General features: G+C 66.3%; 33 protein-coding genes. 23 read left to right on the forward strand and 10 right to left on the reverse strand.

Annotation, left to right across the window (positions count from 1 at the left end; translation table 11 throughout):
- Positions 1–14: 14 nt before the first annotated feature.
- From ABD923_RS09395 to ABD923_RS09405, 3 genes are all read right to left on the reverse strand, one after another.
- Complete coding sequence (locus tag ABD923_RS09395) at positions 15–2,153, reverse strand: esterase-like activity of phytase family protein (protein WP_259550396.1); 2,139 nt, start codon at positions 2,151–2,153, stop codon at positions 15–17.
- A gap of 99 nt (positions 2,154–2,252) precedes the next feature.
- On the reverse strand, positions 2,253–3,071 hold the full coding sequence (locus tag ABD923_RS09400; protein WP_259550397.1) for a CPBP family intramembrane glutamic endopeptidase: 819 nt from the start codon (positions 3,069–3,071) through the stop codon (positions 2,253–2,255).
- A gap of 79 nt (positions 3,072–3,150) precedes the next feature.
- Entirely contained in the window at positions 3,151–4,353 is a 1,203-nt protein-coding gene (locus tag ABD923_RS09405; RefSeq protein ID WP_259550398.1) for an aminopeptidase P family protein, read from the reverse strand.
- 159 nt (positions 4,354–4,512) lie between these two features.
- On the opposite strand from ABD923_RS09405, the gene ABD923_RS09410 reads away from it, so the two are divergent.
- From ABD923_RS09410 to ABD923_RS09460, 11 genes are all read left to right on the forward strand, one after another.
- Positions 4,513–5,454: an ABC transporter permease gene (locus ABD923_RS09410; protein ID WP_259550399.1), complete on the forward strand. Its 942-nt coding sequence runs from the start codon at positions 4,513–4,515 to the stop codon at positions 5,452–5,454.
- Positions 5,451–6,275: an ABC transporter permease gene (locus ABD923_RS09415; RefSeq protein ID WP_405048313.1), complete on the forward strand. Its 825-nt coding sequence runs from the start codon at positions 5,451–5,453 to the stop codon at positions 6,273–6,275. Before ABD923_RS09410 ends, ABD923_RS09415 begins: the two co-directional genes overlap by 4 nt.
- On the forward strand, positions 6,272–7,861 hold the full coding sequence (locus ABD923_RS09420; RefSeq protein WP_259550400.1) for an ABC transporter ATP-binding protein: 1,590 nt from the start codon (positions 6,272–6,274) through the stop codon (positions 7,859–7,861). The genes ABD923_RS09415 and ABD923_RS09420 overlap by 4 nt, the downstream gene beginning before the upstream one ends.
- Positions 7,845–9,290 (forward strand): aldehyde dehydrogenase family protein, encoded by a 1,446-nt coding sequence (locus ABD923_RS09425; RefSeq protein ID WP_259550401.1) that lies wholly within the window; start codon positions 7,845–7,847, stop codon positions 9,288–9,290. Before ABD923_RS09420 ends, ABD923_RS09425 begins: the two co-directional genes overlap by 17 nt.
- A 307-nt stretch (positions 9,291–9,597) precedes the next feature.
- Positions 9,598–9,777 (forward strand): helix-turn-helix domain-containing protein, encoded by a 180-nt coding sequence (locus tag ABD923_RS09430; protein ID WP_259550402.1) that lies wholly within the window; start codon positions 9,598–9,600, stop codon positions 9,775–9,777.
- Between the two features lie 127 nt (positions 9,778–9,904).
- Complete coding sequence (locus ABD923_RS09435; protein ID WP_259550403.1) at positions 9,905–10,468, forward strand: hypothetical protein; 564 nt, start codon at positions 9,905–9,907, stop codon at positions 10,466–10,468.
- Positions 10,465–10,917: an acyl-CoA thioesterase gene (locus ABD923_RS09440; protein ID WP_259550404.1), complete on the forward strand. Its 453-nt coding sequence runs from the start codon at positions 10,465–10,467 to the stop codon at positions 10,915–10,917. The genes ABD923_RS09435 and ABD923_RS09440 overlap by 4 nt, the downstream gene beginning before the upstream one ends.
- A complete protein-coding gene (locus ABD923_RS09445) occupies positions 10,907–11,647 on the forward strand; it encodes a glucose 1-dehydrogenase (protein ID WP_259550407.1) in 741 nt (246 codons plus the stop codon). Before ABD923_RS09440 ends, ABD923_RS09445 begins: the two co-directional genes overlap by 11 nt.
- Entirely contained in the window at positions 11,647–11,988 is a 342-nt protein-coding gene (locus ABD923_RS09450; protein WP_259550408.1) for a hypothetical protein, read from the forward strand. The genes ABD923_RS09445 and ABD923_RS09450 overlap by 1 nt, the downstream gene beginning before the upstream one ends.
- Entirely contained in the window at positions 11,985–12,980 is a 996-nt protein-coding gene (locus ABD923_RS09455; protein WP_259550409.1) for a P1 family peptidase, read from the forward strand. Before ABD923_RS09450 ends, ABD923_RS09455 begins: the two co-directional genes overlap by 4 nt.
- Before the next feature lie 107 nt (positions 12,981–13,087).
- Positions 13,088–13,651, forward strand: a complete 564-nt coding sequence (locus ABD923_RS09460) for a hypothetical protein (protein WP_259550410.1) — start codon at positions 13,088–13,090, stop codon at positions 13,649–13,651.
- Between the two features lie 82 nt (positions 13,652–13,733).
- Here the strand turns inward: ABD923_RS09460 and ABD923_RS09465 are convergent, their stop codons facing one another.
- From ABD923_RS09465 to ABD923_RS09485, 5 genes are all read right to left on the reverse strand, one after another.
- Positions 13,734–14,309, reverse strand: coding sequence for a F0F1 ATP synthase subunit B (locus tag ABD923_RS09465; RefSeq protein WP_259550411.1), 576 nt, complete (start codon positions 14,307–14,309; stop codon positions 13,734–13,736).
- The gene (locus ABD923_RS09470; protein WP_222190947.1) at positions 14,306–14,893 is read right to left on the reverse strand and encodes a F0F1 ATP synthase subunit B'; all 588 of its coding nucleotides are present in this window, start codon (positions 14,891–14,893) and stop codon (positions 14,306–14,308) included. Before ABD923_RS09470 ends, ABD923_RS09465 begins: the two co-directional genes overlap by 4 nt.
- Positions 14,894–14,977: 84 nt before the next feature.
- Positions 14,978–15,214 (reverse strand): F0F1 ATP synthase subunit C, encoded by a 237-nt coding sequence (locus tag ABD923_RS09475; RefSeq protein ID WP_222190946.1) that lies wholly within the window; start codon positions 15,212–15,214, stop codon positions 14,978–14,980.
- Between the two features lie 72 nt (positions 15,215–15,286).
- The gene (locus ABD923_RS09480; RefSeq protein ID WP_259550567.1) at positions 15,287–16,096 is read right to left on the reverse strand and encodes a F0F1 ATP synthase subunit A; all 810 of its coding nucleotides are present in this window, start codon (positions 16,094–16,096) and stop codon (positions 15,287–15,289) included.
- A 45-nt stretch (positions 16,097–16,141) separates the two neighbouring features.
- Entirely contained in the window at positions 16,142–16,489 is a 348-nt protein-coding gene (locus ABD923_RS09485) for an AtpZ/AtpI family protein (RefSeq protein WP_259550412.1), read from the reverse strand.
- Between the two features lie 208 nt (positions 16,490–16,697).
- Between ABD923_RS09485 and ABD923_RS09490 the strand changes: the two genes are divergently transcribed.
- Positions 16,698–17,045 (forward strand): ArsR/SmtB family transcription factor, encoded by a 348-nt coding sequence (locus tag ABD923_RS09490; RefSeq protein WP_222190944.1) that lies wholly within the window; start codon positions 16,698–16,700, stop codon positions 17,043–17,045.
- A 110-nt stretch (positions 17,046–17,155) separates the two neighbouring features.
- On the opposite strand, the gene ABD923_RS09495 is transcribed toward ABD923_RS09490, so the two are convergent.
- Positions 17,156–18,001 carry a DMT family transporter gene (locus ABD923_RS09495; RefSeq protein WP_476691411.1) on the reverse strand — a complete coding sequence of 282 codons (846 nt, stop codon included), beginning with the start codon at positions 17,999–18,001 and terminating at the stop codon, positions 17,156–17,158.
- Positions 18,002–18,054: 53 nt separating this feature from the next.
- Positions 18,055–18,933: a LysR family transcriptional regulator gene (locus tag ABD923_RS09500; RefSeq protein ID WP_259550414.1), complete on the reverse strand. Its 879-nt coding sequence runs from the start codon at positions 18,931–18,933 to the stop codon at positions 18,055–18,057.
- Positions 18,934–19,136: 203 nt separating this feature from the next.
- Here ABD923_RS09500 and ABD923_RS09505 point away from each other — a divergent pair, with 203 nt between their 5' ends.
- The 11 genes from ABD923_RS09505 to rpmE all read left to right on the forward strand — a co-directional run bounded on the left by ABD923_RS09505 (position 19,137) and on the right by rpmE (position 26,248).
- Complete coding sequence (locus ABD923_RS09505) at positions 19,137–19,727, forward strand: FMN-dependent NADH-azoreductase (RefSeq protein ID WP_259550415.1); 591 nt, start codon at positions 19,137–19,139, stop codon at positions 19,725–19,727.
- Between the two features lie 241 nt (positions 19,728–19,968).
- Positions 19,969–20,484 carry a hypothetical protein gene (locus ABD923_RS09510; RefSeq protein WP_259550416.1) on the forward strand — a complete coding sequence of 172 codons (516 nt, stop codon included), beginning with the start codon at positions 19,969–19,971 and terminating at the stop codon, positions 20,482–20,484.
- A 248-nt stretch (positions 20,485–20,732) separates the two neighbouring features.
- Positions 20,733–22,235, forward strand: coding sequence for a signal recognition particle protein (gene ffh / locus ABD923_RS09515; protein ID WP_222190939.1), 1,503 nt, complete (start codon positions 20,733–20,735; stop codon positions 22,233–22,235).
- Entirely contained in the window at positions 22,232–22,780 is a 549-nt protein-coding gene (locus ABD923_RS09520) for a GNAT family N-acetyltransferase (protein ID WP_259550417.1), read from the forward strand. The genes ffh and ABD923_RS09520 overlap by 4 nt, the downstream gene beginning before the upstream one ends.
- Before the next feature lie 91 nt (positions 22,781–22,871).
- Entirely contained in the window at positions 22,872–23,168 is a 297-nt protein-coding gene (locus ABD923_RS09525; RefSeq protein WP_259550418.1) for a chorismate mutase, read from the forward strand.
- A gap of 46 nt (positions 23,169–23,214) precedes the next feature.
- Positions 23,215–23,625: a 30S ribosomal protein S16 gene (rpsP, locus tag ABD923_RS09530; RefSeq protein ID WP_222190936.1), complete on the forward strand. Its 411-nt coding sequence runs from the start codon at positions 23,215–23,217 to the stop codon at positions 23,623–23,625.
- Between the two features lie 114 nt (positions 23,626–23,739).
- Positions 23,740–23,919, forward strand: coding sequence for a hypothetical protein (locus ABD923_RS09535; RefSeq protein ID WP_259550419.1), 180 nt, complete (start codon positions 23,740–23,742; stop codon positions 23,917–23,919).
- Positions 23,912–24,421, forward strand: coding sequence for a ribosome maturation factor RimM (rimM, locus tag ABD923_RS09540; protein WP_259550420.1), 510 nt, complete (start codon positions 23,912–23,914; stop codon positions 24,419–24,421). The genes ABD923_RS09535 and rimM overlap by 8 nt, the downstream gene beginning before the upstream one ends.
- Before the next feature lie 148 nt (positions 24,422–24,569).
- Positions 24,570–25,376, forward strand: coding sequence for a tRNA (guanosine(37)-N1)-methyltransferase TrmD (trmD, locus tag ABD923_RS09545; RefSeq protein WP_259550421.1), 807 nt, complete (start codon positions 24,570–24,572; stop codon positions 25,374–25,376).
- A 255-nt stretch (positions 25,377–25,631) separates the two neighbouring features.
- On the forward strand, positions 25,632–26,015 hold the full coding sequence (gene rplS, locus ABD923_RS09550) for a 50S ribosomal protein L19 (RefSeq protein WP_222190933.1): 384 nt from the start codon (positions 25,632–25,634) through the stop codon (positions 26,013–26,015).
- Between the two features lie 11 nt (positions 26,016–26,026).
- Positions 26,027–26,248 (forward strand): 50S ribosomal protein L31, encoded by a 222-nt coding sequence (rpmE, locus tag ABD923_RS09555; protein ID WP_025311855.1) that lies wholly within the window; start codon positions 26,027–26,029, stop codon positions 26,246–26,248.
- The last annotated feature ends 128 nt before the right edge of the window (positions 26,249–26,376 follow it).

A 26,376-nucleotide genomic window follows, 5' to 3' on the forward strand; every position in this document is an offset into this window, starting at 1 on the left:
AGGACTTAGGTGAATTACATCGGAGGGATGGCGAAGAACATCGTCTCGCCGGAATGGTCGTCGACGCCGTCATTGTCGGTCGAGATCCACATCGTGCCGTCGGGCGCGATGGCCAGCCCTTCGACCTTGTCGAGCACGTAGCCGCCCGTCGAGGTCAGGTAGGGCAACAAGTCCACCACCAGTTCCGGCTCCAGCACGGCGGGGGTTTGCCCCAGGGCCACCATGCCCTCCATCGCCGACAGCGGCACACGCGTGATGATCTTGGTCACCGCGCGGGTGTCGAGCTGGTTGTCGCGCTCGATGAAATAGACGTAGTCGCCATGCGCCACGATCTCCGACAGGCCGACCCAGCCGGTCTCCGGATCGGTCAGCGGGTAGTGGATGACCGACCATTCCTCGGTCTCCAGGTTGTAGCCCAGAACCTTGGCGTGGTTTTCCGGGTCGTCGCGCCATTCACGCTGCACGGCGATATAGAGCATGTCATCGACGCGGGTGATCCCCTCGAAGCCGAAGCGGCGTTCGACCGCCAGCAACTCCTCGGGCAGGGCGATGTAGTCCTCGATCGCGCCATCGGCACCCACGCGGTAAATCGCGTGCGGCACCAAACGGTCGCTGCGCCCTTCGGACGCGATCCAGAAGCCGCCTTCGCCGTCCAGCGTGATGCCTTCCATGTCCAGCAGTTGCGCGGGTTGACCTTCGCGCGTCACGCGGATCGCGTCGACGATGCGGGCGGGCGTCTGGCTCACGTCGATGTGGAAGATCGTCGGCTGCATCCCGTAGAAGCTGTCGGAGACGGCGTAGATCGTGCCATCCTCGGCCATGACCTGCCCCGAGATGGCGCCCCAGCCGATCAGTTCCTCGGTCCCGGCGCTGGTCAGATGCGGATAGACCGCCGGTGCGTCCTGGTACTCGAACAGCATGACATGGGCGCGGGGGCCGGCATCGTCGGTTTCATTGGCCGAGACCAGCAGGTTGCGCTCAGGGATGGTCACGTAGCCTTCCGGCCCGATGCCCGAGGGCAAAAGCTGCATCAGCACGGGCGCGGCGGGGTCGGTCACGTCATAGACGCCCACGACCGACCCGCGCTCGGACCCGACGAAGACCATCGGCACGCCGCCGAACGTGTCGACGGTGATCGACTCGGGCTCGACGCCCTTGTTGCCCGAGCGCTCTTCGGGGTAGTGGCCGATCTCGATGATCGCGCGCTCGAAATCGAGGCCACTTTCGTAAACCACGGTTCCGTCCTGGTGGAAGATCGTCCAGCCGCGGCTGCCGCCATCCATGTCGCCTTCGTTGGCGGTGGCGAAATGATCGGCGTCGATCCAGGCAACCGAATCCGGCTCGCGCGGGACGGTGATGGTCTGGTCGAAGACCAGCGCGCCCTCTTCCTCGGTGTCGACGCCTTCAAGCGTGACCTCACCGGCGGAGAAGTGGCTGAGCACCTCGCCCGCGGCGTTCAGGACAACCATGTGGTTGTTTTCCTGCATGGTGACGACGATCTCACCTTCGGCGTTGATCGCGACGAATTCCGGCTCGGGGTCTTCGGGCGCGACATCGGCCAGGCCGGTCACGTCGGCCATGATCATGCTGTCGCAGTTCAGGCCGCCCTCGGCGGTCTCGACGATGGCGACGTACCCGGCGGGCATCTGGCCGACGCGGCCATCGCCAAGGTCTTCGTCCCGCTCGTTCTCGATCGCGACGGCGACGAAGCTGCCATCGGGGGCGATGGCGACGCTGTCGGGCTGGCCGCCCAGGTCGCAGCTGGCCAGAACCTCGCGGCTGTCGACGTCGATGGCGTGCAGAACGCCCGAGGTGGTGATGTAATCTTCCGAGGTGTTCTCACCCAGGTAGGCGATCTGGCCCATCACGGCGACCGAGGTCGGCTCGCCCTCCAACTCGATCACACCGGCGGCGGCGGGGCTGGCCGGGTCGGTGATGTCGATGAAGCCGACCACGCCGGCGGGGCTGTCGGTATAGACCAGCGTCATGCCGTCCGCCGTGGCCGCGATGATCTCGGCCGATGTTTCCTCGGCGTCGGGCGTGTTGTCGGCCACGCGGAAGGACGCGATGCGGTTGAAATTCATGTCTTGCGCGAAAGCGGGGCCGGCCATCAGGGCCAGCGCCGAAGTCAGCGTCAGGAAGCGGGTGGTCATACGGGTCCCCCAAGGGTTGTCGCAGAATTGCACCCGCTTCCTTTGGCGCAAGGCCGTGACGGTTACGTTACGGGGGTATGTCAGTTTGATGACCGTCGCTCAGGCCGGGATGACCCGCGTCACCGCCCCGCCCCGTCGCAGCATGGTCTTGCGGTTCAGCCAGACGACGACCACCGCCGCCCCGGCAAAGACCCACGTGTCATAGGGTTGCGCATCGGGCCACATGGGCATGTTGACCTGCCAGTGAAACAGCATTGCCCACAGGATCGAACCGCGCGCGGCGTTGAACAGTGGCGTCACCAGCACCGCAAGCGCGATGTTGCCCAAGAGGAAGGGGCCGAAACTCCAACTGCTTTGCGCCAGACCGCTGAGCAGAAAGGCGGGCAGGTGCCACAGGCCCCAAACCGAGCCGATGACGATGCCCGCGAACAGCGGGGCGACGTGGCGTTGCAGGATCGGTTGCGCCACGCCGCGCCAGCCGAATTCCTCCATCGGGCCGAGGATCGCCATGAAGGCGACCGTGCCCAGGAGCGGGGCCAGCGCGTCAAAGGGGAACGGGTCGGTGAACAGGTTGCCCTTGATCAGCGAGCCTGCCGCAAAGATCAGCGGCACGCCCAGCAGGACGAACAGAACCCAAGGCCAGGACACCCGCCACAGCAACAACCGGGACAGGTAGCCGCGCAACCCCCGCAGCCCGCCGAAGGCCAGCACCATCGCGATACCGGAAACCGCCGGCGCCCATGTCGCCAGCACGAACCCCGGATGCCGCCCGCTGAGGGGGCCAGTCGCGGCCTCGACCTGTTCCTGGTAAACGACGAACCCCGCGAACAGGCCCCATGTGATGGCAAAGGTCAGCAGCACAAAGGGGATCAGCGCCCATGAGGGCAAATCGCGCGGGGCGGTTGCGGTGCGGGTCATCGCGAAAGCTCCGGTTGGTCGGGCGACCTGTGCCCCCGACTCGGCCGATGCCGCGATGACTCACGTCAAAACGCCCCCTTCAGATCACGTTGTGGTCAGGGCCATAGGGGAAGCGGGTGATGTTCTCGGCCCCGTCCTCGGTCACGATCAGGATGTCATGCTCGCGGTAGCCGCCCGCGCCCGGCATCCCCCCGGGGATGGTCAGCATCGGCTCCATCGAGATGACCATGCCGGGTTCCAGCACGGTGTCGATATCCTCGCGCAGTTCCAGCCCCGCCTCGCGGCCGTAGTAATGCGACAGCACGCCGAAGCTGTGGCCATAGCCGAAGCTGCGATATTGCAGCATGTCCCGTTCCGCGAAGAAATCGTTGATCGCATGGGTGATCCCGGCACAGGTCGCGCCCGGTTGGATCAGGCTCATGCCCAACTCGTGCGCACCGACATTGGCCTGCCAATAGTTGCGCGAGGCATCGTCGATCTCGCCCAGGAACAGGGTGCGTTCCAGCGCGGTGTAGTAACCCGAGATCATCGGGAAGGTATTCAGCGACAGGATATCGCCGCGCGCCAGCTTGCGGCCCGTGACCGGGTTATGCGCACCATCGGTGTTGATGCCGGACTGGAACCAGACCCAGGTGTCGCGATACTCGGCGTCGGGAAAGCGCGCGGCGATCTCGGCCTCCATCGCGTCGCGGCCTGCCATGGCCACGTCGATCTCGCGCACGCCCTCGGCAATCGCGTCGCGGATGGCATAGCCGCCCACATCGGCCACGTTGGCGCCCGCCCGGATCAACTCGCGCTCGGCCTCGGATTTCACCATGCGCTGCCGCATGGTTTGCCGCGCGATATCGAGGCTGGACTGGGGGCGCAGAAAATGGCGCAGCTTTTCGCATTGCGCCAGCGTCATGTGATCTTCCTCGATCCCGACATGCCGCCCGGTGCCCGCCACATGGGCCACCGCGCGCCAGTAGTTGTCCCGCTCCCAATCGGTGTAGGTGATGGCATCGCAGGCGCAGCGCCGCCATGGCTGGCCCGCGTCGATGCCCGCGCTGATGACCACCGCCTCGGACGCCGTGACGACCAGCCCATAGGGCCGCCCGAACGCGCAGTAGAGAAAGCCCGAGTAATAGGCGATGTTGTGCATTGAGGTCAGAACGACCGCGTCCAGCCCATGCGCATCCATGATCGAGCGAAGCCCCATCAGGCGGCTGTCATACTCGGCCATCGAGAATGGCAGCGGGGCCTTTTCGCCATTGTGAAACCGGAAGAACTGGGGGCGCTCCATCGGTCGACCCTCCTTTTACAGAAGGCCCCGGCGTTCAGGGCGGACAGACCGTGAGGTGGGGCGACGCCATCGCCCCGGCCGAGCGCAATTATCCAAGGCGCGCACGCTCTGGCAAGTCCCCTCTGGCATGGGACGAGTGCGGCGTCTAACGTCTGCCCCATGCTGCGTTACCTCCTGATCCGCGCCCTGTCGCTGTCGCTGTCCCTGATCGTGGCCAGCGTCGTGATCTTCGCGGTGATCGAAGTCATTCCCGGCGACCCGGCCACCTACATGCTGGGCCTGAACGCCACCGACCAGACGCTGGCCGCCCTGCGTGATGAACTGGGTCTCGGGGGCAGCGCGCTCAGCCGCTATTTCGACTGGATCGGCGGTATGCTGACGGGGGATTTCGGCACATCCTACACCTACCGCGTTCCGGTGGCCGAGCTGGTGCTGGACCGGTTGCAGGTGTCGCTCCCGCTTGCCGCGATGGCGCTGGCGCTGTCCACGCTCATCGCCTTTCCCATCGGCATCCTTGCCGCCTCGAACCGGGGCGGCGTGGTGGATTACGGCATCATGGGCGCGACGCAACTGGGCATCGCCATCCCGAATTTCTGGTTCGCGATGCTGTTGGTCCTGCTCTTCGCGGTGACGCTGCAATGGTTCTCGGCGGGCGGCTTTCCGGGCTGGGACAACCCGTTCCTTGCGCTCAAATCCCTGACGCTGCCCGCCATCGCACTGGCCTTGCCACAGGCCTCGATCCTGGCGCGCGTGATGCGGTCGGCGCTGTTGGAGACCTTCTCGCAGGATTACATGCGCACCGCCCGCGCCAAGGGGCTGAGCCGGGGGCAAGCGATCCGGCGCCATGCCCTGCGCAACGCTCTGATCCCGGTGCTGACGATCATCGGCCTGCAATTCTCCTTCCTGCTGGCGGGCGCGATCATCATCGAGAACGTCTTTTTCCTGCCCGGCCTCGGGCGGCTGATCTTTCAAGGCATCACGCAGCGCGACCTGATCGTGGTGGAATCCGTGACCATGCTGCTGGTCTTCTCGGTGATCCTCGTGACCTTCCTCGTCGATATCACCTACGCCCTTGTCGACCCGAGGTTGCGCCGCAGATGAGACGCCTGCCCCCTGCCCTGATCCTCGGCGCCGTCCTGTCCGGGGCCTTCCTGATCATCGCGCTGATCTCGCTCGTCTGGGTACCCTACCCGGTCGATGGCGTGTCCATCGCGGACCGGCTGCAACCGATCAGCGCGGCACACCCACTGGGCACCGACCAGTTGGGCCGCGATGTGCTGTCGCTTTTGATGGTGGGCGCGCAAACCTCGATCGCGGTGGCGATCCTTGCCGTGGGCATCGGCATGGGCCTTGGCGTGCCCCTCGGGCTGGCCGCCGCCGCCCGGCGCGGCAGCCTGCCCGACGAGGTCATCATGCGCGGCAACGATCTGATTTTCGCCTTCCCCTCGCTCGTCATCGCCATCCTGATCACCGCGCGCTACGGCCCCTCGGCGACCAACGCGATCCTTGCCATCGGCATATTCAACATCCCCGTTTTCGCCCGCGTGGCGCGCGGGGGCGCGCTGCCGCTCTGGACGCTGGATTACATCCTCGCCGCCCGCACCGCCGGCAAGGGCCGCATCCGCATCAGCGCGGAGCATATCCTGCCCAACATCCTGAACCTGCTGATCGTGCAAGCGACCATACAGTTCAGTTTGGGCATCCTTGCCGAAGCCGCGCTCAGCTACGTGGGCCTCGGCGCGCAGCCGCCCACGCCCAGCTGGGGCCGCATGCTGTCCGAGGCGCAGACGATGATCTACACCCACCCGATGCTGGCCGTTTTGCCGGGGCTGGCCATCGTGCTGATGGTGCTGGGGCTGAACCTAATGGGCGACGGGTTGCGCGATGTGCTCGACCCGCGGCTGAGGCGGGGGCGGACATGATCGCGCTCGACCGCCTGTCGCTGTCCATCCACGGCCAGCCGATCCTGCGCGACGTCTCGCTGGACATCGCGCCGGGCGAGATCTTCGGGCTGGTGGGCGAAAGCGGCTCGGGCAAATCCATGACCGCGCTGGCGTTGATGGGCCTGCTGCCGAGCGGCGCGGCCACGACCGGCCGCGCCAGTCTCGACGGCGCGGACCTCCTGTCGCTCTCCGAAGCCGCGCTGTGCCGTCTGCGCGGCAACGACATCGGCATGATTTTCCAGGAGCCGATGACCGCGCTGAACCCGGTGCAGACCATCGGCGCGCAGGTGGCCGAGACCCTGACGATCCACGGCAAGGCCGATGCGACCGAGGCCCGCGCCATCGCGCGCGACCGGCTGGACCGCGTGGGCCTCAAGCACATCCCGATGGACCGCTATCCACACGAGTTGTCAGGGGGACAGCGCCAGCGTGTCTGCATCGCCGCCGCCATCGCGCTGCACCCGCGCCTTCTGATCGCGGATGAGCCGACCACCGCGCTGGACGTGACCACGCAGGCGCAGATCCTCGACCTGCTGCGCGATATCGTAGCGGACGAGGGGATGTCGCTCCTGCTCATCACCCATGACCTCGCCGTGGTGGCCGACATGGCCGACCGCATCGCCGTGATGCAGACGGGCGAAATCGTGGAAACCGGGCCGACCAAGACCGTCCTCGCCCGGCAGGATCACCCCTATACCCGCGCACTTTTCGCCGCCTCCTCGCACCAGCCCGACCGCGCCACGTATCCCGACCCCGCCCCCCTGCTGGCCGTCGAGAACGTCACGCGCAGCTACCCCGGCCCGCGTCAGGGCTTTCGCCGGGGCCCGCCGCTCCACGCCGTCGATGGGGTCAGCTTTGCGCTGCACGAGGGCGAAAGCCTCGGCCTTGTCGGGGAATCCGGCTGCGGTAAATCCACGCTGACCCGCGCGATCCTGGGCCTCGACCCGATCCAGGGCGGCGCGATCCGGCTGAACGGCACGCCGGTCACGCCCCAGATGCCGCGCGCCGCGCGCGCCGATATCCAGGTCGTGTTCCAGGACCCGTATGGCAGTTTCAATCCCCGCTGGCGGGTCGAACGGCTGATCGCGGAACCCTTTCACTTGCTGCCCGATCCGCCGCGCGGGTCGCAGCGCCGCGACCGCGTGGCCGAGGCGCTGACTGCCGTGCATCTCTCCCCCGACGACATGCACAAGTACCCGCACGAGTTCTCGGGCGGCCAGAGGCAGCGCATCGCCATTGCCCGCGCGCTCATCACCCGCCCCAAGCTCCTTGTGCTGGACGAGGCGGTATCGGCCCTCGATGTCTCGGTGCGCGCGCGCATCCTCGACCTGCTGGCCGAGTTGCAGGGGGAGTTCCACCTCTCCTACCTTTTCATCAGCCATGACCTGACCGTGGTGCGCGCGATCACCGACCGTGTTCTTGTGATGCAGTCCGGCAAGATCGTCGAAGAGGGCGCGACCGAAGCCGTCTTCACCGCCCCGCAGCACCCCTATACCCAAACCCTGCTCAAGGCCGCCCCGCGCCTGCCAGACCATATCGGAGGACCCCATGACACCCTGGTTTGACCCGACCCAAGTCTTCATCGGCGGCCGCTGGCAACCCTGCGCCGGTGGGGCCACCCTGCCGCTCGAAAACCCCTCGACCGGCGAGGAGATCGGGCGCATCGCGCGCGGCGATCACCGCGATATCGACGCCGCCGTGCAGGCCGCCGAGGCCGCCTTGCAGGGCGAATGGGGCACCCTGACCGCCGCCGAGCGCGGTCGCCTTCTGCTGCATCTCGGCCAACTGGTGAGTGAGCATTTCGACGCGCTGGCCGAGATGGAAGCGACCGATGTGGGCAAGCCCCTGCAACAGGCCAAGAACGACGTCATCGCGCTGGCGCGCTATTGCGAGTTCTACGGCGGCGCCGCCGACAAGGTGATGGGCGAAACGATCCCGTTCCAGAACGGCTTTACCGTCTACACCCTGCGCGAACCGCACGGCGTCACCGGCCATATCGTGCCGTGGAACTACCCGATGCAGATCATCGGTCGCTCGATCGGCGCGGCGCTGGCGATGGGCAATGCCTGCGTCCTGAAACCGGCGGAGGAGGCGTGCCTGACCGCGCTGGCCTTTGCCGATCTGGCGCGGCAGGCCGGGTTCCCGCCCGGCGCGCTGAACGTGGTGCCCGGGCTGGGGGACGAGGCCGGCGCGGCTCTGACCGCCCATCCGGGCGTGCGGCACCTGTCCTTCACCGGGTCGGTCGGGACGGGGCGCAAGGTGCAGGCGGCGGCGGCCGAAAACCTGGTCCCCGTCACGCTGGAACTGGGCGGGAAATCTCCGCAACTCGTGTTCAAGGATGCCGACGTGGACAAGGCCCTGCCCTTCCTCGTCAACGCTGGCATCCAGAACGCAGGCCAGACCTGCTCGGCCTCCTCCCGCATCCTCGTGCAGCGCGACCGCATGGACGAGGTGACCGAACGGATGGCCGAGGCCTACCGCGCCCTGCGCGTCGGCCCGGCGATGGCGGATCTGAACGTCGGCCCCCTGATCTCCGCCCGCCAGAAGGATATCGTGGAAAGCTACCTCTCGCTGGCCGATCCTTCGCAGGTCATCGCACGGGGCGAGGTTTTGGATAACGCGCCGAAGGGCGGCCACTACGTCGCGCCGACGCTGATCGCGGGCCTCGACCCGGAACACCGGCTGGCGCAAGAGGAGATCTTCGGCCCTGTTCAGGTGCTCCTGCCCTTCGAGGACGAGGAAGACGCCGTGCGTATCGCCAATGGCACGGCTTATGGCCTGGTTGCCTCGGTCTGGTCGTCGGATGGCGGGCGGCAGATGCGGCTGGCCAAACGCCTGCGCGCCGGGCAGGTGTTTCTCAACAATTACGGCGCGGCTGGGGGGGGCGAACTGCCCTTCGGCGGGGTCGGCCATTCCGGGCATGGCCGCGAAAAGGGGTTCGAGGCGCTTTACGGCTTCTCCGCCCTGAAAACCGTCGCTGCGCACCACGGCTGATACCCGAGCGCCTGCCCTGAAGAAGCGCGGCCTTACAAAAAGCGCACCAATGCAGAGTAATCCGCTGCGCGTGCCGAATGTCACATTTTGTTTCCAGGGGTTGCCCGACCACCAAATGTGGCGGTTGCCCTAGACTTACGCCAAAGAATCACCCAAAAAGAAAACCGCAGAGTGCGGGAACACTCTGCGGTCAAACTAAACCCGCCGTTGGCTGGCGGTGATTTGTGAATTCACACCGTGCTTGTCGCATGGCGGGACTCATCGGTCAAGCTGTCAGTCAGCGGCTCCTGTACAAGGATCCAATACCATGAAGAGTTCACCCGAGGTAACTTTCGATATGGCCATCCAGTTCTGGCTTTACCGCTGGTCGGGCATGAATCAGCACGACATAGCTGCTATGTTCGGCGTCAACCAAGGCCGAGTTAGTGAGGTGTTGAACGGGCACCGACAACCCGGCAGTGAGAATGCCGCCCGCATGGTGGCGTGAAGATTGGGGCGGCTTCGGTCGCCCCTTTTCATTTTTTGACTTCAAACTGAGACATTACCCCGGCCGCGCGGGGGCTTTCGCAATCCTCGCGCGCCCGCTAGCCTCGCCGCGATCATCAGGAGACGCCATGTCACGCTTCGGAAAATTCCCGATCTTCGCCCTGTTGCTGGCCTTGGCGGCGCTGGCTGCCGCGCTGTTCGGCGCGCTCCATACCCAGATCAGCTATTCCGTCGGCCCCAGCTATTTCGAGGATTACAAGTTCGCCCAGTTCGGCACCGATCCCGAGATGGCCCCGCGCCTTGCCGCCGCCGTCGTGGGCGCGCAGGCAAGTTGGTGGATGGGGGCGCTGGTGGGTCTTCCGGCCTTGCTCTACGGGCTTGTCGCGGTTCCCCGGAACGCCAGTTTTTTTGCCGCCGGGATCGGGGCGATTGGCCTTGTCGTGATCCTCGCCACCTTTGCCGCGGTGGCGGGCCTTCTCGGCGGCATCATCGTCACCGCGACCGGCTGGCCCGACGCCTCGCTCACCCTGCCCGACGGCGTGGACCCGACCGAGTTCCTCCGCGCGGGCTTCATGCATGACGCCAGCTATATCGGCGGCGGCCTTGGCGCGATCCTGGCCTTCTGGCCGATGCGCCGCGCCCGCCAGATCGACGCCGCCCGCCATGCCCAGCAAACACAGGCCCCCGAATGACTGACCTTCCCGATTACGGTATCGAGACGCTGCACCGACCCGTGCAGCCTGCAGAGTGTGACATACTCGGCCACATGAACGTGGCGCGCTATGTCGATGCCGTCTCCGACGCGATGTTCTCGATGATGACCCGCTTCGGCCTGTCCCGCGCCGCGATGGCCGAGCGCCGCCTTGGCCTTGTCGCCGCCCATCTCGAAGCCGATTACCGGGCCGAGCTTTTGTCGGGCGACGTGATCGTGATGCAAAGCCGGGTGGAGCATGTGGGCACCAAATCCGCCCGCTTCGCGCATCGGCTCTACCGCGCCGATACGGGGGCGCTGGTCTTCGAGGCAAGCCATGTCTCGGTCTTCTTCGATCTTGAAGCCCGCCGCGCCACGGCCTTTCCGGACGATATACGCGCGGCCCTTGAACAGTTGAAAACCACGAAGGGAGAGGCCGATGCGGCTTGAGGGGAAATGCGCCATCGTCACGGGTGGCGGATCGGGGTTCGGCGCAGGGATCGCGCGCATCTTCGCCCGTGAGGGCGCGCAGGTGATGGTCGCCGACATCAACCCCGACGCCGCCCGCGCCGTGGCCGAGAAGGTGGGCGGCATCGCGCAAACCGTCGACGTGGCCGACGGCGCGTCTGTCGCGGCGATGACCCAAGCCGCCCTGACGGCATGGGGCAGGATCGACATCCTGGTGAACAATGCGGGCATCACCCACCTGCCGACGCCGCTGGAAGAGGTCAGCGAGGAAGAGTTCGACCGCGTCCTCGCCGTCAACGCCAAGTCCGTCTACCTGACCGCGCGCGAGATCGTGCCGCAGATGAAGGCTCAGGGCGCGGGTGCGATCCTCAACATCGCCTCGACCGCCGGCCTCTCACCCCGCCCCCGGCTGAACTGGTACAATGCGTCGAAGGGTTGGATGATCACCGCGACCAAGGCCATGGCGGTGGAACTTGCCCCCGCGGGCATCCGCGTGAACGCGCTGGCCCCGGTGGCGGGCGAAACCCCGCTTCTCTCCAGTTTCATGGGCGAGGACACGCCCGAGATGCGGGCGAAATTCCTGTCGACCATCCCGATCGGGCGCTTCTCCACCCCCGAGGACATGGGCGAGGCGGCGGCGTTCCTGTGTTCCGACGCGGCCTCGATGATCACCGGCGTTGCGATGGAGGTGGACGGGGGGCGCTGCATCTGATGGCCCGACTCGCGCGCCTACCGGCCGAGATCACCGTCTTCGCGGGCGATTTCGCCAGCCAGCCGCTGGCCTTCGCGCATCTTTGGGATGTCGCGCCCGAGTTGGATTTCGACCATGTCGAGGTGATCCCCCGGGCGGGTGCCGAGAAACGCCTCGCCCCGTTTTTCGACACGGCCACCATGGCGCGGCTGACCGCCATCGCGCAGGACACGCTGATCCTTGTCCTGCCCGCCGCCCATGCGTCCCCCGATTGCCCTTTGGGCGAAACCGACCGTTTGACAGCACTCGGGCCGCTTCGGGGTCACGTGCCCCACCTGATGCAGAAAGGCACCGCGCCATGATCCGCCCCGGCCCGCGCAACCTGATCACCGATATTGCCGGCCTGAGTGTCGGCAACGCCGAGGACGCCGCGATAAAGACCGGCGTCACCGTCCTTCTGGGGGCGCAGCCCTTTACCGCTGCCGTGCATGTCATGGGCGGTGCGCCCGGCACGCGCGAGACCGACCTTCTGGCCCCCGACAAGACCGTGCAACAGGCCGACGCGCTGGTCCTTTCGGGCGGCTCCGCCTTCGGCCTCGACGCCGCCTCGGGCGTGGCCGATGCTTTGCGAGAGCGCGGGCGCGGCTTTGCCGTGGGCGATCAGACCGTGCCGATCGTCCCCGGCGCGATCCTTTTCGACCTGATCAACGGCGGCGACAAGGCCTGGCCTGAGAACCCCTACAAGCGCCTTGGCCGCGAAGCCCTTGAGGCGGCCGGCGACAGCTTCACCTTGGGGAGCGCGGGGGCGGGAACCGGTGCCCTGATCGCGGACCTCAAGGGCGGGCTTGGATCGGCTTCCGTCACAGTCGGCGGTTTCACCGTTGGCGCGCTTGTCGCCGTCAACGCGCTTGGGCGGGTGACCGTTGGCGAAAGCGCGCATTTCTGGGCCGCGCCCTTCGAGATGGCGGGCGAGTTCGGCGGCCTTGGTCCCGCGCCTGCCGACGCGTTCGACCCCGCCGCACATCCCGCGCTGAAAGGGGCCGGGCCGCAGAACACCACCATCGCCATCGTCGCCACCGATGCCGACCTGACGCAGGCCCAGGCGACCCGCATGGCCACCGCGGCGCATGACGGGTTCGCCCGCGCGATCTATCCCAGCCATACGCCGATGGACGGCGACCTCGTCTTCGCGGCTGCGACCGGGGCCAAGCCGCTGGCCGACCCCGTGGGCGACACGTTGATGCTGGGTCATGCGGCGGCGCTGTGCATGGCGCGGGCCATCGCGCGCGGCGTCCACTCGGCCACCACCCAGCCGAATGACGCCAAACCGACCTGGACCGCGCGCCATGGCTAGGGGGTCGACGCAGGAGGGACGCGCGGCGATGGGCAGCATATCCTGACCTTCTGATGCCCGCGCCTTTGGATTAGACTGCGCGTGACTCAACTTGAAAGGAGCGTCCCATGCGCCGCCTCTCCCTTGCCTTTGCCGCCACCGCCTGTTTCGCACCGCTGCCCGCAGCGGCAGACGACATCACCGATGCGCTGAGCGCCGCCATCACCGCCTATGAGGCGGGCGAGATCCAGGATGCCTTGGGCGAGGTCGCCTACGCGACCCAGCTTCTGAACGAGCTACAGGCCGAGGGCCTGGAAACCTTCCTGCCCCCGGCCCTCGACGGCTGGACGCGAGAGGTCTCGGACGAGGCCGCCGCCGGCTTGGGCTTCATGGGCGGGGGCTCCGCCGCCGAGGCCAGCTATTCCGGCCCGGAAGGGAATTTCACGATCACCTACGTGGCCGACAACCCGATGGTCGGCGCAATGGCCGGGATGCTGGGCAACGCGACGCTGATGGGCGCGATGGGCCGGATCGAACGGATCAATGGCGAGAACTTCCTCGATGCCGATGGCGAGTTGTCGGCGCTGATCGGCGGGCGGGTTCTGGTTCAGGTCAGCGGCTCGCCGTCCGAGGCCATGATCGCGCATATGGAGCAGGTTGATTTCGACGCTTTGGGCAGCTTCGACCAATAAGCGAACCCGCGCGCGCAAAAAAGAAAACGCCCCGAACCATGCAGGTCCGGGGCGTTTCTTTTTTGGTGTCAGTCGTCGCGTCTCAGTGCAGGCGCGCTTCGACCTCGGTGATCGAGTCGTCGATCAGCTTGTTGGCGTCTGCCGCGGCCATCTTGCTGGCGATCAACTCGCCCGCTGCGGCAACGGCCACCTCGACGGCGCGGTCGCGCACGGCGCGCACGGCCTTGGCTTCAGCGCTGCCGATCTGATCTTCGGCGGCTTGCAGGCGACGCTCGATCGAGCGCTCAAGCTCGGCCTTGGCCTGGTCGGCGGCGGCCTGTGCGTCGGCGCGGGCCTGGCTGACGATCCGCTCGGACTGCTCGGCCACTTCGCGCTGCTTGCGCTCGTAACCGGCCAGCAGGGTCTGGGCCTCTTCCCGCAGGGCGCGGGCTTCGTCCAGCTCTGCCTTGATGCCGTCGGCGCGCTTGTCCAGCATGCCACCGATCAGGGTCGGCACGTTGAAGTAGAACAGGATCGCCACGAAGAACAGGAAGCCGATCAGCACCACGAAGTTGGTGTTGAAGAGCGAGGTGAAGCCATAGTCACCACCGGCCGCCAGCGCGGGGCCGCCAGACAGCAGGGCAATGGACAGGATCAGGGCCTTGCGCATGTCGCTCATCCTCTCATCCGGGCCGTGACGGCGGCATTCACCGCGTCGGCATCCACGCTTTGACCGGGCGCGATGGCCGAGACGATCTCGGCGGTCACGTCGCGGGCGACCTCTTCCACCGATTGCGCGGCGCTGGCCTGGATCTCGGCGATCCGGGCTTCGCTTTCCGCGGTTTTGGCGGCAATCTGTTCGTCGGCACGGGCCGTGGCTTCGGCGAGGCCGGCCTGGATCTCGGCGCGGGTTTCGTCGGCGATGCGATGCGCCTCGGCACGGGCATCGGCGAGCGCCTGTTCATAGGCCTTTTCCGCTTCGGCGGCCTGACGCTTCAGGTCCTCGGCGGCGGCCAGGTCGTTTGTCAGGGTGCCCTGGCGTTCGGCCAGGACCGACGCGATGCGCGGCAACGCGATCTTGTCGAGGATCAGCCAGATGACGACCAGCGTGACCACCAGCCAGAAGATCTGGTTGGGGAAGGTCGCGATATCGAGCTGCGGCATCCCCGGCCCCGCGCTGTGCGCGGCGTCGGCGGCGCCATGGGCGGCATCCGCGGCCCCGTGCGCTGCATCTGCAACGCTATGTTCGGCGTCTTCGGCCATGATGTCCTCCTGGAACCGGGGTTACTGCGGGGCGCGGCGATGTCTCGGCCACGCCCCGGCCGTAAGGAAGGTTCGGAAGATGCCTTAGACGGCGAACATCAGCAGCAGGGCGACGAGGAAGGCAAAGATGCCCAGAGCCTCGGCGAACGCGATGCCGATGAAGAGGGTCGCGGTCTGGCCGGCAGCGGCCGACGGGTTGCGCAGGGCGCCTGCGAGGAAGTTGCCGGCAACGTGGCCCACACCGATGGCGGCTGCGCCGGAACCGATTGCGGCGAGGCCAGCACCGATGAACTGACCCATTTCTGCGATGTTACCTTCCATGGTCCTTGCTCCTTACGTTGGAAGTTCGAGAATTTCGGTGATCTGCACGGGCCGTCCCGGCCCGGGCGCCGATCAGTGATGCGGATGAAGTGCGTCCTTGAGGTAGACGCAGGTGAGGATCGTGAAGACGTAGGCCTGGATGAAGGACACCAGCACCTCGAGGCCGTAGATCGCCATGATCCCCACGATCGGCGCGATACCGGCCACACCCATGACGCCCGCAAAGCCCGCGAACACCTTCAGCACGGCGTGGCCTGCCATCAGGTTGCCCGCAAGACGAATGGAGTGACTGACGGGGCGCACGAAATACGAGATCACCTCGATGATGGCGAGGATCGGGCGCAGCGCCAGCGGTGCCGACGACACCCAGAAGAGGCTCAGGAAGCCCGCACCGTTCTTGACGAAACCCACGATGGTCACCGTCAGGAACACCGCCATGGCCAGAACCGCCGTTACTGCGATATGCGACGTGGTGGTGAACGACCCGGGGATCAGACCCAGGAAGTTGGCCGACACGATGAACAGGAACAGCGTGAAGATGTAGGGGAAGAAGGGCAGCGCGTCCTTGCCTGCCACGTCCTCGACCATCTTGCGCACGAACCCGTAGGCGAGTTCGGCAATCGACTGGCTGCGCGACGGGATGACGGCGCGGCCGCGGGTGCCCAGCACCATCAGCGCGAGGATCGACAGAACACCCAGCGCCATCCACAGCGTCACGTTGGTGGGCGTGTACCAATGCACCGGGCCGTCCCCGAACAAGGGCGTCACGATGAACTGGTCCATCGGGTGGATCGCGAGGCCGCCCTCGTAATCGTCGGCGACGCCCAATGCGAACAGCACCAGCGCGATCGCGATCAGGGCGAAGAAGATCATGCGGCCCATGCCGCTCTTGCCGGTGGTATTGGTGCTTTCGGTCGCCACGTCCCGTTACCCCTTGTCTTGCCCATCCGCCGCGTCTGGTGTCGCGGCCTTTTCAACTTCGCTCCGCTGCACCTCTTCGGCCGAGCGGATCATCGTCTTGACCCCGGCGATGAAGCCCAGGATCGTGAAAACCATCATCAGCCAAGGCCGCGTCCCCAACAGGGCATCCAGGCCAAAACCGATCCCGAACCCGATGCCCAATCCGGCAACAAGCTCGATCACCATCCGCCAGGCCAGTTGCGCCTGGGAATAGTGTTCCTCCGTATGGGGCTTTGCCGGCGCCTGCCGGGCCTTCGCCTGCGCCAGCTTTTCCTCAAGCGCCGTGAGGCGGTCGCTTTCGGATGGCTCGGACATGGCAAAAGACACCCCTTGGGAAGTCGGGCGGAACCTAGGCAGAGGCCGCGCCGGAGTCAACGCGCATTGCAGCGTCGAAAAAACGGTCCAAGCACCTGTTTTTAAGTCTATTTTTCAAATCCGGGCAAATCCGCCACACCGCCAGCCGCCCGAACCCATATTCAACCGTTTGGTTGACGATAAGCCCCTGCCATCGCTAACTGCCCCCATGTCCAGACAGCTCGATCAGGTCTTTGCCGCCCTCGCCGATCCCACGCGGCGGGCGATCCTGTCGATGCTGCTGGAGGATGACATGGCCGTCACCGACGTGGCCGAGCCCTTCGAGATGTCGCTGGCCGCGATCTCGAAGCATCTCACCATCCTCGCCGCCGCCGGTCTCATCACGCAGGAGAAACGCGGGCGCGTGAAATGGTGCAAGCTGGAGCCCGACGCCCTGAAATCTGCCTCTGTCTGGATGCAGGGCTTCGGACAGTTCGAGCCCGTCAATCTCGATGCCTTCGAGGCCTTTCTCGAACGCGAACTGGGCAACGGTACGGGCGACATGCCCGAGAGTTAAACGATCCCTGCGAAGCGCAGCACGGCGAGCACGATCACGACCAGCCCGACGAGATAGATGATGTTTCTCATGCGCCCGTCATACCGGAAATCGGCGGCTGCCGCCACGGTTCACTCTTTCAGCAGCAGAGCGACCGCGCCGAAACTCAGAACGACGCCGACCAGCACCATCGCAGGCGGCACCGGCTGGCCCAGCGCCAGCTCCCACAACAGCACCCAGCTTGGCGTCAGGTAGGTATAGGCCATGACCTTGGCCGAGGGCAGGCGCATGGACGCGTATTGCACAAGGAACACGGTGGTCGAACTGGCGATCAGCGCAACATAGATCAGGGTCACCCAGACCAGCGGACGCAGGCCCAGCCAGTCGGTCGCCCGGATCTCGCCTGCGCCATAGACCAACAGGATGCCCGCGCAGGCCGAGAGCGTCAGGAAGGTGAAGACCAGCACAGGCTCGCCCCGGTTCAGCCAGCGCACGGCGGGGGTGTAGGCCGCATGCGCCACGCAGCCCCAGAAGAAGATCGCCTCGCCCCGCCCGACCTCGAACGCCGTGAACGCCGCCCAGTCGGCGCGGAAGATCACCCATAGCGCGCCCACAGCCCCGAGGCCCAGCGCCGCCACGATGCGCGGGTTGACCCCCTGGCGCAGCATCAGCCAGCCGAACCCCGCGCTCATCACCGGGGTCAGGGTAAAGACCGCCGCCGCCGACACGGGCGGCGCGGTTTTCAACCCTTCGAACATCGTCACGAAATAGACGGCGAAGAACCCGCCAAGGATCAGGTAGCGCCACGGCGCGGCCCAGGCGAAACCCGGCACCCCGCCCCGCACCCGCACCACCGCCCAGATCGCGGCGGCGGCGATGACGAAGCGGATGGCGTTCAGCGCGGTCGGCGCGATCTCGTTGGCGATCTGCCCGCCAAGCGAGAACGACCCCGCCACCAGCGCGGAAAACGCCAGCATGGCGATATGCCCGCGCCGCGCCTCTGCCGCTGGATTGGCAATTGCGCCGTCGCTCACTCCACGGGCCAGGTCTTCACCTGTTCCTTGAGATGCTTGACGAAGGTCTGCACCTTGGCCGTGCGGTGCAGGTCCATATGGGTAACCAGCCAGACCTTGGCCGACCAGTCCTCCATCGAGGGCAGCATATCGACCAGGTCGCCCGTGCCACGCTGATCCCACCCGGCGACAAAGCCGATGCCGATCCCCGCCAGCACCGCCTCTTTCACCGTTTCCATGTGAGAGGCGCGGAACACCACGGCCCGGTCGGGCACGTTTTCCATCAGCCAGCGGTAGAAGGGCGCGCGGGGCGTATCCTCGTTCGGGCCGATGAACCTGTGCTGCTCGATCGTCTCTTCGGTCAGCATGCCATGTTTCTCGACATAGTCGGGGCTGGCCACCAGCCGGATCGTCTGGGTGAAGAACGGCTGCACGACGTTGTCGGGCTGATCGGGCAGTTTCCCTGCGCGAATGGCGACATGCGCCTCGCCATATTCCAGCCGGAACAGACGCGCGTCCGAGATCAGGCGCACCCGCACATCCGGGTGGCGGTCCTGGAACTGGGCGATGGTCGGCACCAAAAGCGGCGAGAGAGAGGCCAGCGACGTGACCAACAGATCGCCCGTCACCTCGTCGCCGCGCCCCTTGATGCGCCCGGCGAGTTGCGTGAACTGGTCATCGGCCTGGCCGGCCACCTGCAACAGGTCCTGCCCCGCTTCGGTCGCGGTGTAACCGCGGGCGTGGCGCTGGAACAGCTTTGCGCCAAGCCGCCCCTCCAAAGCGTCGATATGACGGATGACCGTGGCGTGATGGACGCCCAGCACCTCCGCCGCGCCCGAGACCGTGCCCATGCGCGCCACCTGAAACGCGGTGCGGATCTCGTCCCAATTGTCCATGAAGCCACCGTGCAGTTGCTCACAACTTGGCCGGAATGTCGCCTGTCCTGTTCGACGATGCAATAGAGAAGCGCGGGGGGCATTGCCTGGCGAGGATCGTGCGAATTTGCAGAGTCTTCCGCGCCTTTGCGCAAATTGTACTTTTCTGCGAACGCTTCACATGTAGGCGCATCTCCACCCCATCACCTTCGAGGATTTCCAGGATGACCCAGACCGTGTTGCGCATCGACGCCTCCGCCCGCCGCCAAGGCTCCATCTCGCGCCAGTTGACCGACAGCATCATCAACCGCGTCGCCCCCGATGCGGAGATCGCCACCCGCGATCTTGCCGATGGCCTGCCGCTGATCAACGAAGCGTGGGTCGACGCCAATTTCACGCCCGCCGATGCCCGCACCCCGGAACAGCGCCAGACGCTTGCCCTGTCCGACACGCTGGTGGCCGAGGTGACCGCCGCCGACATCATCGTCATCGGCCTGCCGATTTACAATTTCGGCGTGCCCGCGACGCTCAAGGCCTGGGTCGATCTGGTCGCCCGCGCCGGCGTCACCTTCCGCTATACCGAGGCCGGCCCCGAGGGCCTGTTGACCGGCAAGCGCGCCTATATCGCCGTGGCCTCCGGCGGAACCGAGGCGGGCTCCGAGATCGACTTCGCCACCGGCTATGTCCGCCACGTGCTTGGCTTCATTGGCATCACCGATGTGCATTTCGTGGCCGCCGACCGCCTGATGCTGGATGCCGAAAGCAGCATGAAAAAGGCCAACGCGCAGGTCGAAACCCTCGGAGTGGCCGCCTGATCCACGCAGCGCGCAGCAAAGGGGCGGGACTGTTCCGCATTGAGGGGTCATGCGCCCGCCCCAAACTCTGCGCCACGGACCTTGACGAAAACACGCCCGACCGCAGCGACCTGCGGTCGGCTGACCGGTACGATCTTCTTCCGGCTCAGGCTGGCATGGCGGCTCATGACGCCGCTCGCGGCGGTCTCCCGAAAGCCAGACCCCCGTTTGCCTTAGCGCCGCGCTTTGCTAGCCTGCGGCCATGCTCAGGGTTGCCGCCGTCATTGCCAGCCTGTTCCTGCCCACCGCCCCCGTCGCGGCGCAATCCTGCACGATCGACTTCATCGTGGTCGTCACGCAGGGCGTCGGCAGCATCCGCCCCGGCGAGGAACTGACGGGCCATGCCAGCTATACCGTCGAGGGCCCCTCTTTCCGGCAGGGGGGATCGACGGCGCATCTGGCCTCGGGCGAGATGTCCATCGGCGACAGCATCTCCGGCCCGATCTGGACGCTGATGATCACCTCCGAGGGACCAACGGCCGACCTGATCGGGATCTACGCCAACCATGTCGAGGGCCTCACCGTGGCCGGGATCGAGTTCGAAGGCCCCATGACGATCAACCTTTTCGGTCGCCCCGGCACACGCCCCGACCCGGCCCCGCCCACACGGCAGGAGGAATTCGACCGCATGGACCTGCGGCGTTCCTTCTCGCTCCAGGCGCATGGTCGGGACATGCTGGCGGGCAACGTCACGCGGCTGACCGCCGTCTGCACCTGATCGCCCGCGATGCTTGACTCGCAGCGCCCGCGCGCGTAACAGCGCGTCAACAACCCGGAACGCGCCAGCCTTCCGGTCCTGAGCCATTCGGCAGGATCGCCCCCCGTCAGCGAGGATTCGCCCACGGGGGTCAAGGTCCGTTTGGGCATCGCCCTTCGGATTAGCCGGATCGGCCCGCAGGGCCTTGGTGCAACCCGGAGCGCCCCTTACCTCAAGGGGGCAACCGAGACGAAAGGGGGCAATGGCCCATGTTCGAGAACCTGTCAGAACGCCTTGGTGGCGTCTTCGATCGCCTGACGAAACAAGGCGCGCTGTCCGAGGATGACGTGCGCACCGCCATGCGCGAGGTGCGCGTGGCCCTTCTCGAAGCGGACGTGTCGCTGCCCGTGGCGCGGCAGTTCATCAAGGCGGTCGAGAAAAAGGCCACCGGCGCCGCCGTCACCAAGTCGGTCACGCCCGGCCAGCAGGTCATCAAGATCGTCCATGACGAACTGGTCCATGTCCTGACCGGCGACGAAGACCCCGGCAAACTGAAGATCGACAACCCGCCCGCGCCGATCCTGATGGTCGGCCTTCAGGGCTCGGGTAAGACGACGACCACCGCCAAGCTGGCCAAGCGTTTGAAAGAGCGTGAGGGCAAGAAGGTGCTGATGGCCTCGCTCGACACCAACCGCCCCGCGGCCATGGAACAGCTGGCGATTCTTGGCACCCAGATCGGCGTCGATACCCTGCCCATCGTCAAGGGTGAGGACCCCGTCGCCATCGCCAAGCGCGCCAAGACGCAGGCCTCCTTGGGTGGCTATGACGTCTACATGCTCGACACCGCGGGCCGGTTGCATATCGACGAGGAACTGATCGCACAGGCCGCCGCCGTGCGCGACGTGGCCAACCCGCGTGAAACGCTCCTGGTCGTCGACGGCCTGACCGGCCAGGACGCCGTCAACGTGGCCGAGGAATTCGACGACAAGATCGGCGTCTCGGGCGTTGTCCTGACCCGGATGGACGGCGACGGGCGCGGCGGTGCCGCCCTGTCCATGCGCGCCATCACCGGCAAGCCGATCCGCTTCGTCGGCCTCGGCGAAAAGATGGACGCGATCGAGACCTTCGAGCCCGAGCGCATCGCCGGCCGCATCCTCGGCATGGGCGATATCGTGTCGCTGGTCGAAAAGGCTCAGGAAGTGCTGGAAGCCGAACAGGCCGAACGCATGATGAAGCGCTTCCAGAAGGGTCAGTTCAACATGAACGACCTCAAGGGCCAGCTGGAACAGATGCTCAAGATGGGCGGCATGCAGGGCATGATGTCGATGATGCCCGGCATGGCCAAGATGCAGAAGCAACTGGATGACGCCGGCATGGACGACACCGTGATCAAGCGCCAGATCGCGCTGATCCAGTCCATGACGAAAAAGGAACGCGCCAACCCCGCCCTGTTGCAGGCCAGCCGCAAGAAGCGCATCGCCGCCGGCGCGGGGCAGGATGTCTCCGACCTCAACAAGCTTTTAAAGATGCAGCGCCAGATGGCCGACGCGATGAAGAAGCTCGGCAAGATGGGCAAGAAGGGCATGATGAAAGGCGGCCTCGGCGCGCTGATGGGCAAGGGTGCGCCCTCGGCGCTCAAGGATATGGACCCGTCCAAGATGGACCCGGCGGAAATGGAAAAGGCCGCGCGCCAGATGGGCATGGGCGGCCTGCCCGGCCTCGGCGGCGGTGGCCTTCCCCCCGGTCTCGGCGGCTTCGGCAAGAAGAAATGACCCCGCATCTGACCGATACCCCGGTCCTCGAGACCGAGCGCCTGCGTCTGCGCGCGCCCAAGTCCTCGGATTTCGAGGTCTTGGCGCCGTTCGTCATGTCGGACCGCGCGCGCTTCGTCGGCGGCGGCGCGGACAAGGATATCGGACACGCCTGGCGCGTTCTGGCGATCATCACTGGCCATTGGCATTTGCGGGGCTTCGGCACCTTCGTTGCCGAGGTCAAGGAAACCGGCGCGCCCATCGGCTCGGTCGGTCCTTGGTATCCCGGAGACTGGCCGGAGCATGAACTGGGCTGGACGATCTGGACCCCAGAGGCCGAGGGCAAGGGCTATGCCCACGAGGCGGTGACGCGCGCCCGCGCCCATGCCTATGACGATCTCGGATGGCGCACGGCAGTCAGCTATATCGACGAACGCAACGACCGCTCGCTGGCGCTGGCCCGCCGGCTTGGCTGCACCCATGACACCGGTGCCGCCCTGCCCGACCGCGACGAGCCGCTTCAGGCCTGGCGCCACCCCGCCCCGTCGCAAGGGGGGCTGCAATGATCCGCTGCCAGCCGCACATGTATGTACAGCCTGTGTACGGGGTGTGTACGCCCTGTGACACGCTCTTCCCCGCCGTTTCCGAGGTTCGCCCATGACCAATGCCGCCACCCGCGCCGCCGAGATTCTGAAGGGCCATCGCGAGTCGATCGACCGCCTCGACGCGATCCTGATCTACACGCTGGGCGAGCGGTTCAAGCACACGCAGGCCGTCGGCAAGCTCAAGGCCGAACACGACCTTCCCCCGTCCGACCCCACGCGCGAAGCCGCGCAGGTCGCACGGCTCGAAGACCTGGCGAAACGGGCCGACCTGGACCCGGTTTTCGCCAAGAAATTCCTACGCTTCGTGATCGACGAAGTTATCCGTCACCACGAACAACACCAATCGTAGGGCGGGATTGATCCCGCCTTCGCAAGCCATATCAAGGAGTTACACCATGGCAATGAAAATCCGACTGGCCCGCGGCGGCTCGAAAAAGCGTCCCTTCTACCGCATCGTGGCAGCCGACAGCCGCATGCCTCGCGACGGCCGCTTCATCGAGAAGCTCGGCACCTACAACCCGCTCCTGCCCAAGGACAGCGAAGAGCGCGTGAAGATGGACATGGAGCGCGTGCAGCACTGGCTCGACCAGGGCGCCCAGCCCACCGACCGCGTGAGCCGCTTCCTCGAAGCCGCCGGCGTTCTGGAGAAGAAAGAGCGCGCCAACATGAAGAAGGCCGAGCCCGGCAAGAAGGCGCAGGAACGCGCCGAAGAGAAAGCCGCCAAGGCCGCAGCCGCCGCCGAAGCAGCCGCCGCCCCCGCCGAAGAGCCGGCGGAAGAGGCAGCTGCCGAAGAAACCACCGAGTAATCAGGTGCTTGCGGGGCGCTGGCCCATGTGCCCGCGCCCCGCTGACCTCGGCATGGTGATGTCCTGCCACACCCAGGATCGGCCCGCGCCGATGCCCCAGGCCCGGAGGATCGCATGATTCTCGCGGCACTCGGGCTTGGCGCGGTCGGCCTCTATTTCCTGATCTTCGGCGACGCGCCCGCGCGGGTCGTCGGGGTTGTCTTCATCGGCATCGCCGCGGTTTTCGCCTTCCTGATGTGGGTCGCCCTCACGCAGGACCGCGCCGCCCTGCCCGGAGAACTGCTTCATGGCTGACAAGGTCTGCGTCGGCGCCATCGCCGGGTCCTTCGGTGTCCGCGGCGAAGTGCGGCTCAAGAGCTTCTGCGCCACACCCGAAGACGTCGCCACCTATGGTCCGCTGACGACCGAGGATGGCAGCCGCAGTTTCGACCTCCGCATCACGCGCCCGGTCAAGGCGGGCTTTGCCGCGCGCCTTTCGGGCGTCGCCACCAAGGAAGAGGCCGACGCCCTGCGCGGCACCCGCCTCTTCGCCCCGCGCAGCGCCCTGCCCAGCCTGCCCGACGATGAATACTACCACGCCGACCTGATCGGCCTGGCGGTGCAGGACACCGGCGGCCAGCCGCGCGGCAAGGTCTCCGCCGTCTTGAACCACGGCGCCAGCGACCTGCTGGAACTCCGCGTGCCGGGACAGAAGGGCACCGTCCTCGTCCCCTTCACGCTCGAGGTCGTCCCCACCGTCGATCTCGCCCAGGGCCGTATCGTCATAGACCCGCCCGAGGGTCTCTTCGACGACTGATCCCATCTTTATCCCTCAAATATGCCCGCGCGGAACGCGCCAGCGTGCAACGGGGCTCGATGCCCCGTGGCACGCTTCCCCGGGCGACGTCGAAGACGGCGCAAACCCTGCCATTGCGAAACCCGTTGCCCCGCTCTAATCCCTCCCCATGTCCCAGCCGCCTTCGAAATCCCACGGCCGACTCTCGATCTCGGCCAACCTGACGCCACGCGACTTGATGGCCGACACCAGGCGCCTTCATGGCGCGTGGTGCGCCAAGATCGTCACCCTTTTCCCCGAGGTGTTTCCCGGCGTGCTTGGTGCCTCGCTGACGGGCCGCGCGCTCAAGGACGGGCTTTGGGCGCTGGAGCCGATCGGCCTGCGCAGCTTCGGCACTGGAAGACATCGCCAGGTGGATGACACCCCCGCGGGCGGCGGCGCGGGTCTCGTGATGCGCCCTGATGTGCTGGGCCGCGCGCTGTCGATGGCGGCAAAGGGCACGCCCGACGATCCCGCCCGCTGGCCGCGCGTCTATCTCAGCCCGCGTGGCAAACCCTTCACACAGGCCGACGCGCAGCGTTTTGCAAGGGCCGAGGGGATGACACTCCTCTGCGGCCGGTTCGAAGGCGTGGACGAACGCGTGATCGAGGAATTTGGGCTTGAGGAAATCAGCCTTGGCGATTTCGTCCTGACCGGGGGGGAAATCGCCGCGCAGGCCGTGCTGGATGCCACCGTGCGCCTTATTCCCGGCGTCCTCGGCAACGCGGCCTCGACCGAGGAAGAAAGCTTCTCCGACGGGCTCCTCGAACATCCGCAATACACCAAGCCCGCCGAATGGAAGGGCCGCAAGATCCCCGATGTTCTGCTGTCGGGCCACCATGGCGAGATCGAGAAATGGCGCCGGGCCGAGGCCGAGCGCCTGACGCGCGCGCGTCGCCCCGATCTTTGGGCCGACTACCAGAAACGAAAGGGTTGATCGCCCGCCCGCACCGCCTTATACGGCGCTGGTCCGGGGCCGGAATCGGCCAGCCGGATCGTTGTTCTTTTGGCCGCGCACGCACCTTCGGCGACCGCAAAAGCCGGGACGACACCACAAGGCAAGGATTGGCCGCATCTCCGGCGGGCGCCCCCGAAACGGGATCAAGGCGGACCCGGTCGAAGTCCGGAGCTCTGGGTTGACGTGACACCTTCGCGGAAAAACCGCGAGCATTGATGATAGGAGACGGGTCCAATGGATCTGATCGCACAACTGGAGGCCGAGCAGATCGCTGAGCTCGGCAAGACCATCCCGGATTTCAAGGCAGGCGACACCGTGCGCGTCGGTTACAAGGTGACCGAGGGCACCCGCACCCGCGTGCAGAACTACGAGGGCGTCTGCATCGCGCGCAAGAACGGCAAGGGCATCGCCGGCTCGTTCACCGTGCGCAAGATCTCGTTCGGCGAGGGCGTCGAGCGTGTGTTCCCCCTCTACTCGACCAACATCGAGTCGATCGAGGTGGTTCGTCGCGGCCGCGTGCGCCGCGCCAAGATGTACTACCTGCGCTCGCGCCGGGGCAAATCGGCCCGGATCGCCGAGGACACCACCTACAAGCCCAAGTCGGGCGCCGAAGCGTAAGGAGCGGCGAGATGAAAAAGGATATCCATCCCGATTATCACGTCATCGACGTGAAAATGACGAATGGCGACATCGTGCAGATGCGCTCGACCTGGGGTTCGGAAGGCGACACGCTGTCGCTCGACATCGACCCCTCGGTGCACCCGGCCTGGACCGGTGGCGGCACCCGCCTGATGGACCAGGGCGGCCGCGTGTCGAAGTTCAAGAAGAAATACGAAGGCCTCGGCTTCTGAGCCTGACGGCCTCGTCGAACCCAATGAACGCCGCCCTTCGGGGCGGCGTTTTCGTTTCACCGGGCGGATTGGACACAAATCCAAGGGAAACACCCGCATCGCTGCCATTATCCCTTACTCCGCCCCGC

The organism is [Roseibacterium] beibuensis, from assembly GCF_039542305.1.
Lineage (GTDB): Bacteria > Pseudomonadota > Alphaproteobacteria > Rhodobacterales > Rhodobacteraceae > Roseibacterium > Roseibacterium beibuensis.

Excerpts from the sequence above, each read along its gene's own strand:
- ABD923_RS09395 (WP_259550396.1), bottom strand. The coding sequence starts at position 2,153 with ATGACCACCCGCTTCCTGACGCTGACTTCGGCGCTGGCCCTGATGGCC.
- ABD923_RS09400 (WP_259550397.1), bottom strand. The coding sequence starts at position 3,071 with ATGACCCGCACCGCAACCGCCCCGCGCGATTTGCCCTCATGGGCGCTG.
- ABD923_RS09405 (WP_259550398.1), bottom strand. The coding sequence starts at position 4,353 with ATGGAGCGCCCCCAGTTCTTCCGGTTTCACAATGGCGAAAAGGCCCCG.
- ABD923_RS09410 (WP_259550399.1), top strand. The coding sequence starts at position 4,513 with ATGCTGCGTTACCTCCTGATCCGCGCCCTGTCGCTGTCGCTGTCCCTG.
- ABD923_RS09415 (WP_405048313.1), top strand. The coding sequence starts at position 5,451 with ATGAGACGCCTGCCCCCTGCCCTGATCCTCGGCGCCGTCCTGTCCGGG.
- ABD923_RS09420 (WP_259550400.1), top strand. The coding sequence starts at position 6,272 with ATGATCGCGCTCGACCGCCTGTCGCTGTCCATCCACGGCCAGCCGATC.
- ABD923_RS09425 (WP_259550401.1), top strand. The coding sequence starts at position 7,845 with ATGACACCCTGGTTTGACCCGACCCAAGTCTTCATCGGCGGCCGCTGG.
- ABD923_RS09430 (WP_259550402.1), top strand. The coding sequence starts at position 9,598 with ATGAAGAGTTCACCCGAGGTAACTTTCGATATGGCCATCCAGTTCTGG.
- ABD923_RS09435 (WP_259550403.1), top strand. The coding sequence starts at position 9,905 with ATGTCACGCTTCGGAAAATTCCCGATCTTCGCCCTGTTGCTGGCCTTG.
- ABD923_RS09440 (WP_259550404.1), top strand. The coding sequence starts at position 10,465 with ATGACTGACCTTCCCGATTACGGTATCGAGACGCTGCACCGACCCGTG.
- ABD923_RS09445 (WP_259550407.1), top strand. The coding sequence starts at position 10,907 with ATGCGGCTTGAGGGGAAATGCGCCATCGTCACGGGTGGCGGATCGGGG.
- ABD923_RS09450 (WP_259550408.1), top strand. The coding sequence starts at position 11,647 with ATGGCCCGACTCGCGCGCCTACCGGCCGAGATCACCGTCTTCGCGGGC.
- ABD923_RS09455 (WP_259550409.1), top strand. The coding sequence starts at position 11,985 with ATGATCCGCCCCGGCCCGCGCAACCTGATCACCGATATTGCCGGCCTG.
- ABD923_RS09460 (WP_259550410.1), top strand. The coding sequence starts at position 13,088 with ATGCGCCGCCTCTCCCTTGCCTTTGCCGCCACCGCCTGTTTCGCACCG.
- ABD923_RS09465 (WP_259550411.1), bottom strand. The coding sequence starts at position 14,309 with ATGAGCGACATGCGCAAGGCCCTGATCCTGTCCATTGCCCTGCTGTCT.
- ABD923_RS09470 (WP_222190947.1), bottom strand. The coding sequence starts at position 14,893 with ATGGCCGAAGACGCCGAACATAGCGTTGCAGATGCAGCGCACGGGGCC.
- ABD923_RS09475 (WP_222190946.1), bottom strand. The coding sequence starts at position 15,214 with ATGGAAGGTAACATCGCAGAAATGGGTCAGTTCATCGGTGCTGGCCTC.
- ABD923_RS09480 (WP_259550567.1), bottom strand. The coding sequence starts at position 16,096 with ATGGGCCGCATGATCTTCTTCGCCCTGATCGCGATCGCGCTGGTGCTG.
- ABD923_RS09485 (WP_259550412.1), bottom strand. The coding sequence starts at position 16,489 with ATGTCCGAGCCATCCGAAAGCGACCGCCTCACGGCGCTTGAGGAAAAG.
- ABD923_RS09490 (WP_222190944.1), top strand. The coding sequence starts at position 16,698 with ATGTCCAGACAGCTCGATCAGGTCTTTGCCGCCCTCGCCGATCCCACG.
- ABD923_RS09495 (WP_476691411.1), bottom strand. The coding sequence starts at position 18,001 with ATGCTGGCGTTTTCCGCGCTGGTGGCGGGGTCGTTCTCGCTTGGCGGG.
- ABD923_RS09500 (WP_259550414.1), bottom strand. The coding sequence starts at position 18,933 with ATGGACAATTGGGACGAGATCCGCACCGCGTTTCAGGTGGCGCGCATG.
- ABD923_RS09505 (WP_259550415.1), top strand. The coding sequence starts at position 19,137 with ATGACCCAGACCGTGTTGCGCATCGACGCCTCCGCCCGCCGCCAAGGC.
- ABD923_RS09510 (WP_259550416.1), top strand. The coding sequence starts at position 19,969 with ATGCTCAGGGTTGCCGCCGTCATTGCCAGCCTGTTCCTGCCCACCGCC.
- ffh (WP_222190939.1), top strand. The coding sequence starts at position 20,733 with ATGTTCGAGAACCTGTCAGAACGCCTTGGTGGCGTCTTCGATCGCCTG.
- ABD923_RS09520 (WP_259550417.1), top strand. The coding sequence starts at position 22,232 with ATGACCCCGCATCTGACCGATACCCCGGTCCTCGAGACCGAGCGCCTG.
- ABD923_RS09525 (WP_259550418.1), top strand. The coding sequence starts at position 22,872 with ATGACCAATGCCGCCACCCGCGCCGCCGAGATTCTGAAGGGCCATCGC.
- rpsP (WP_222190936.1), top strand. The coding sequence starts at position 23,215 with ATGGCAATGAAAATCCGACTGGCCCGCGGCGGCTCGAAAAAGCGTCCC.
- ABD923_RS09535 (WP_259550419.1), top strand. The coding sequence starts at position 23,740 with ATGATTCTCGCGGCACTCGGGCTTGGCGCGGTCGGCCTCTATTTCCTG.
- rimM (WP_259550420.1), top strand. The coding sequence starts at position 23,912 with ATGGCTGACAAGGTCTGCGTCGGCGCCATCGCCGGGTCCTTCGGTGTC.
- trmD (WP_259550421.1), top strand. The coding sequence starts at position 24,570 with ATGTCCCAGCCGCCTTCGAAATCCCACGGCCGACTCTCGATCTCGGCC.
- rplS (WP_222190933.1), top strand. The coding sequence starts at position 25,632 with ATGGATCTGATCGCACAACTGGAGGCCGAGCAGATCGCTGAGCTCGGC.
- rpmE (WP_025311855.1), top strand. The coding sequence starts at position 26,027 with ATGAAAAAGGATATCCATCCCGATTATCACGTCATCGACGTGAAAATG.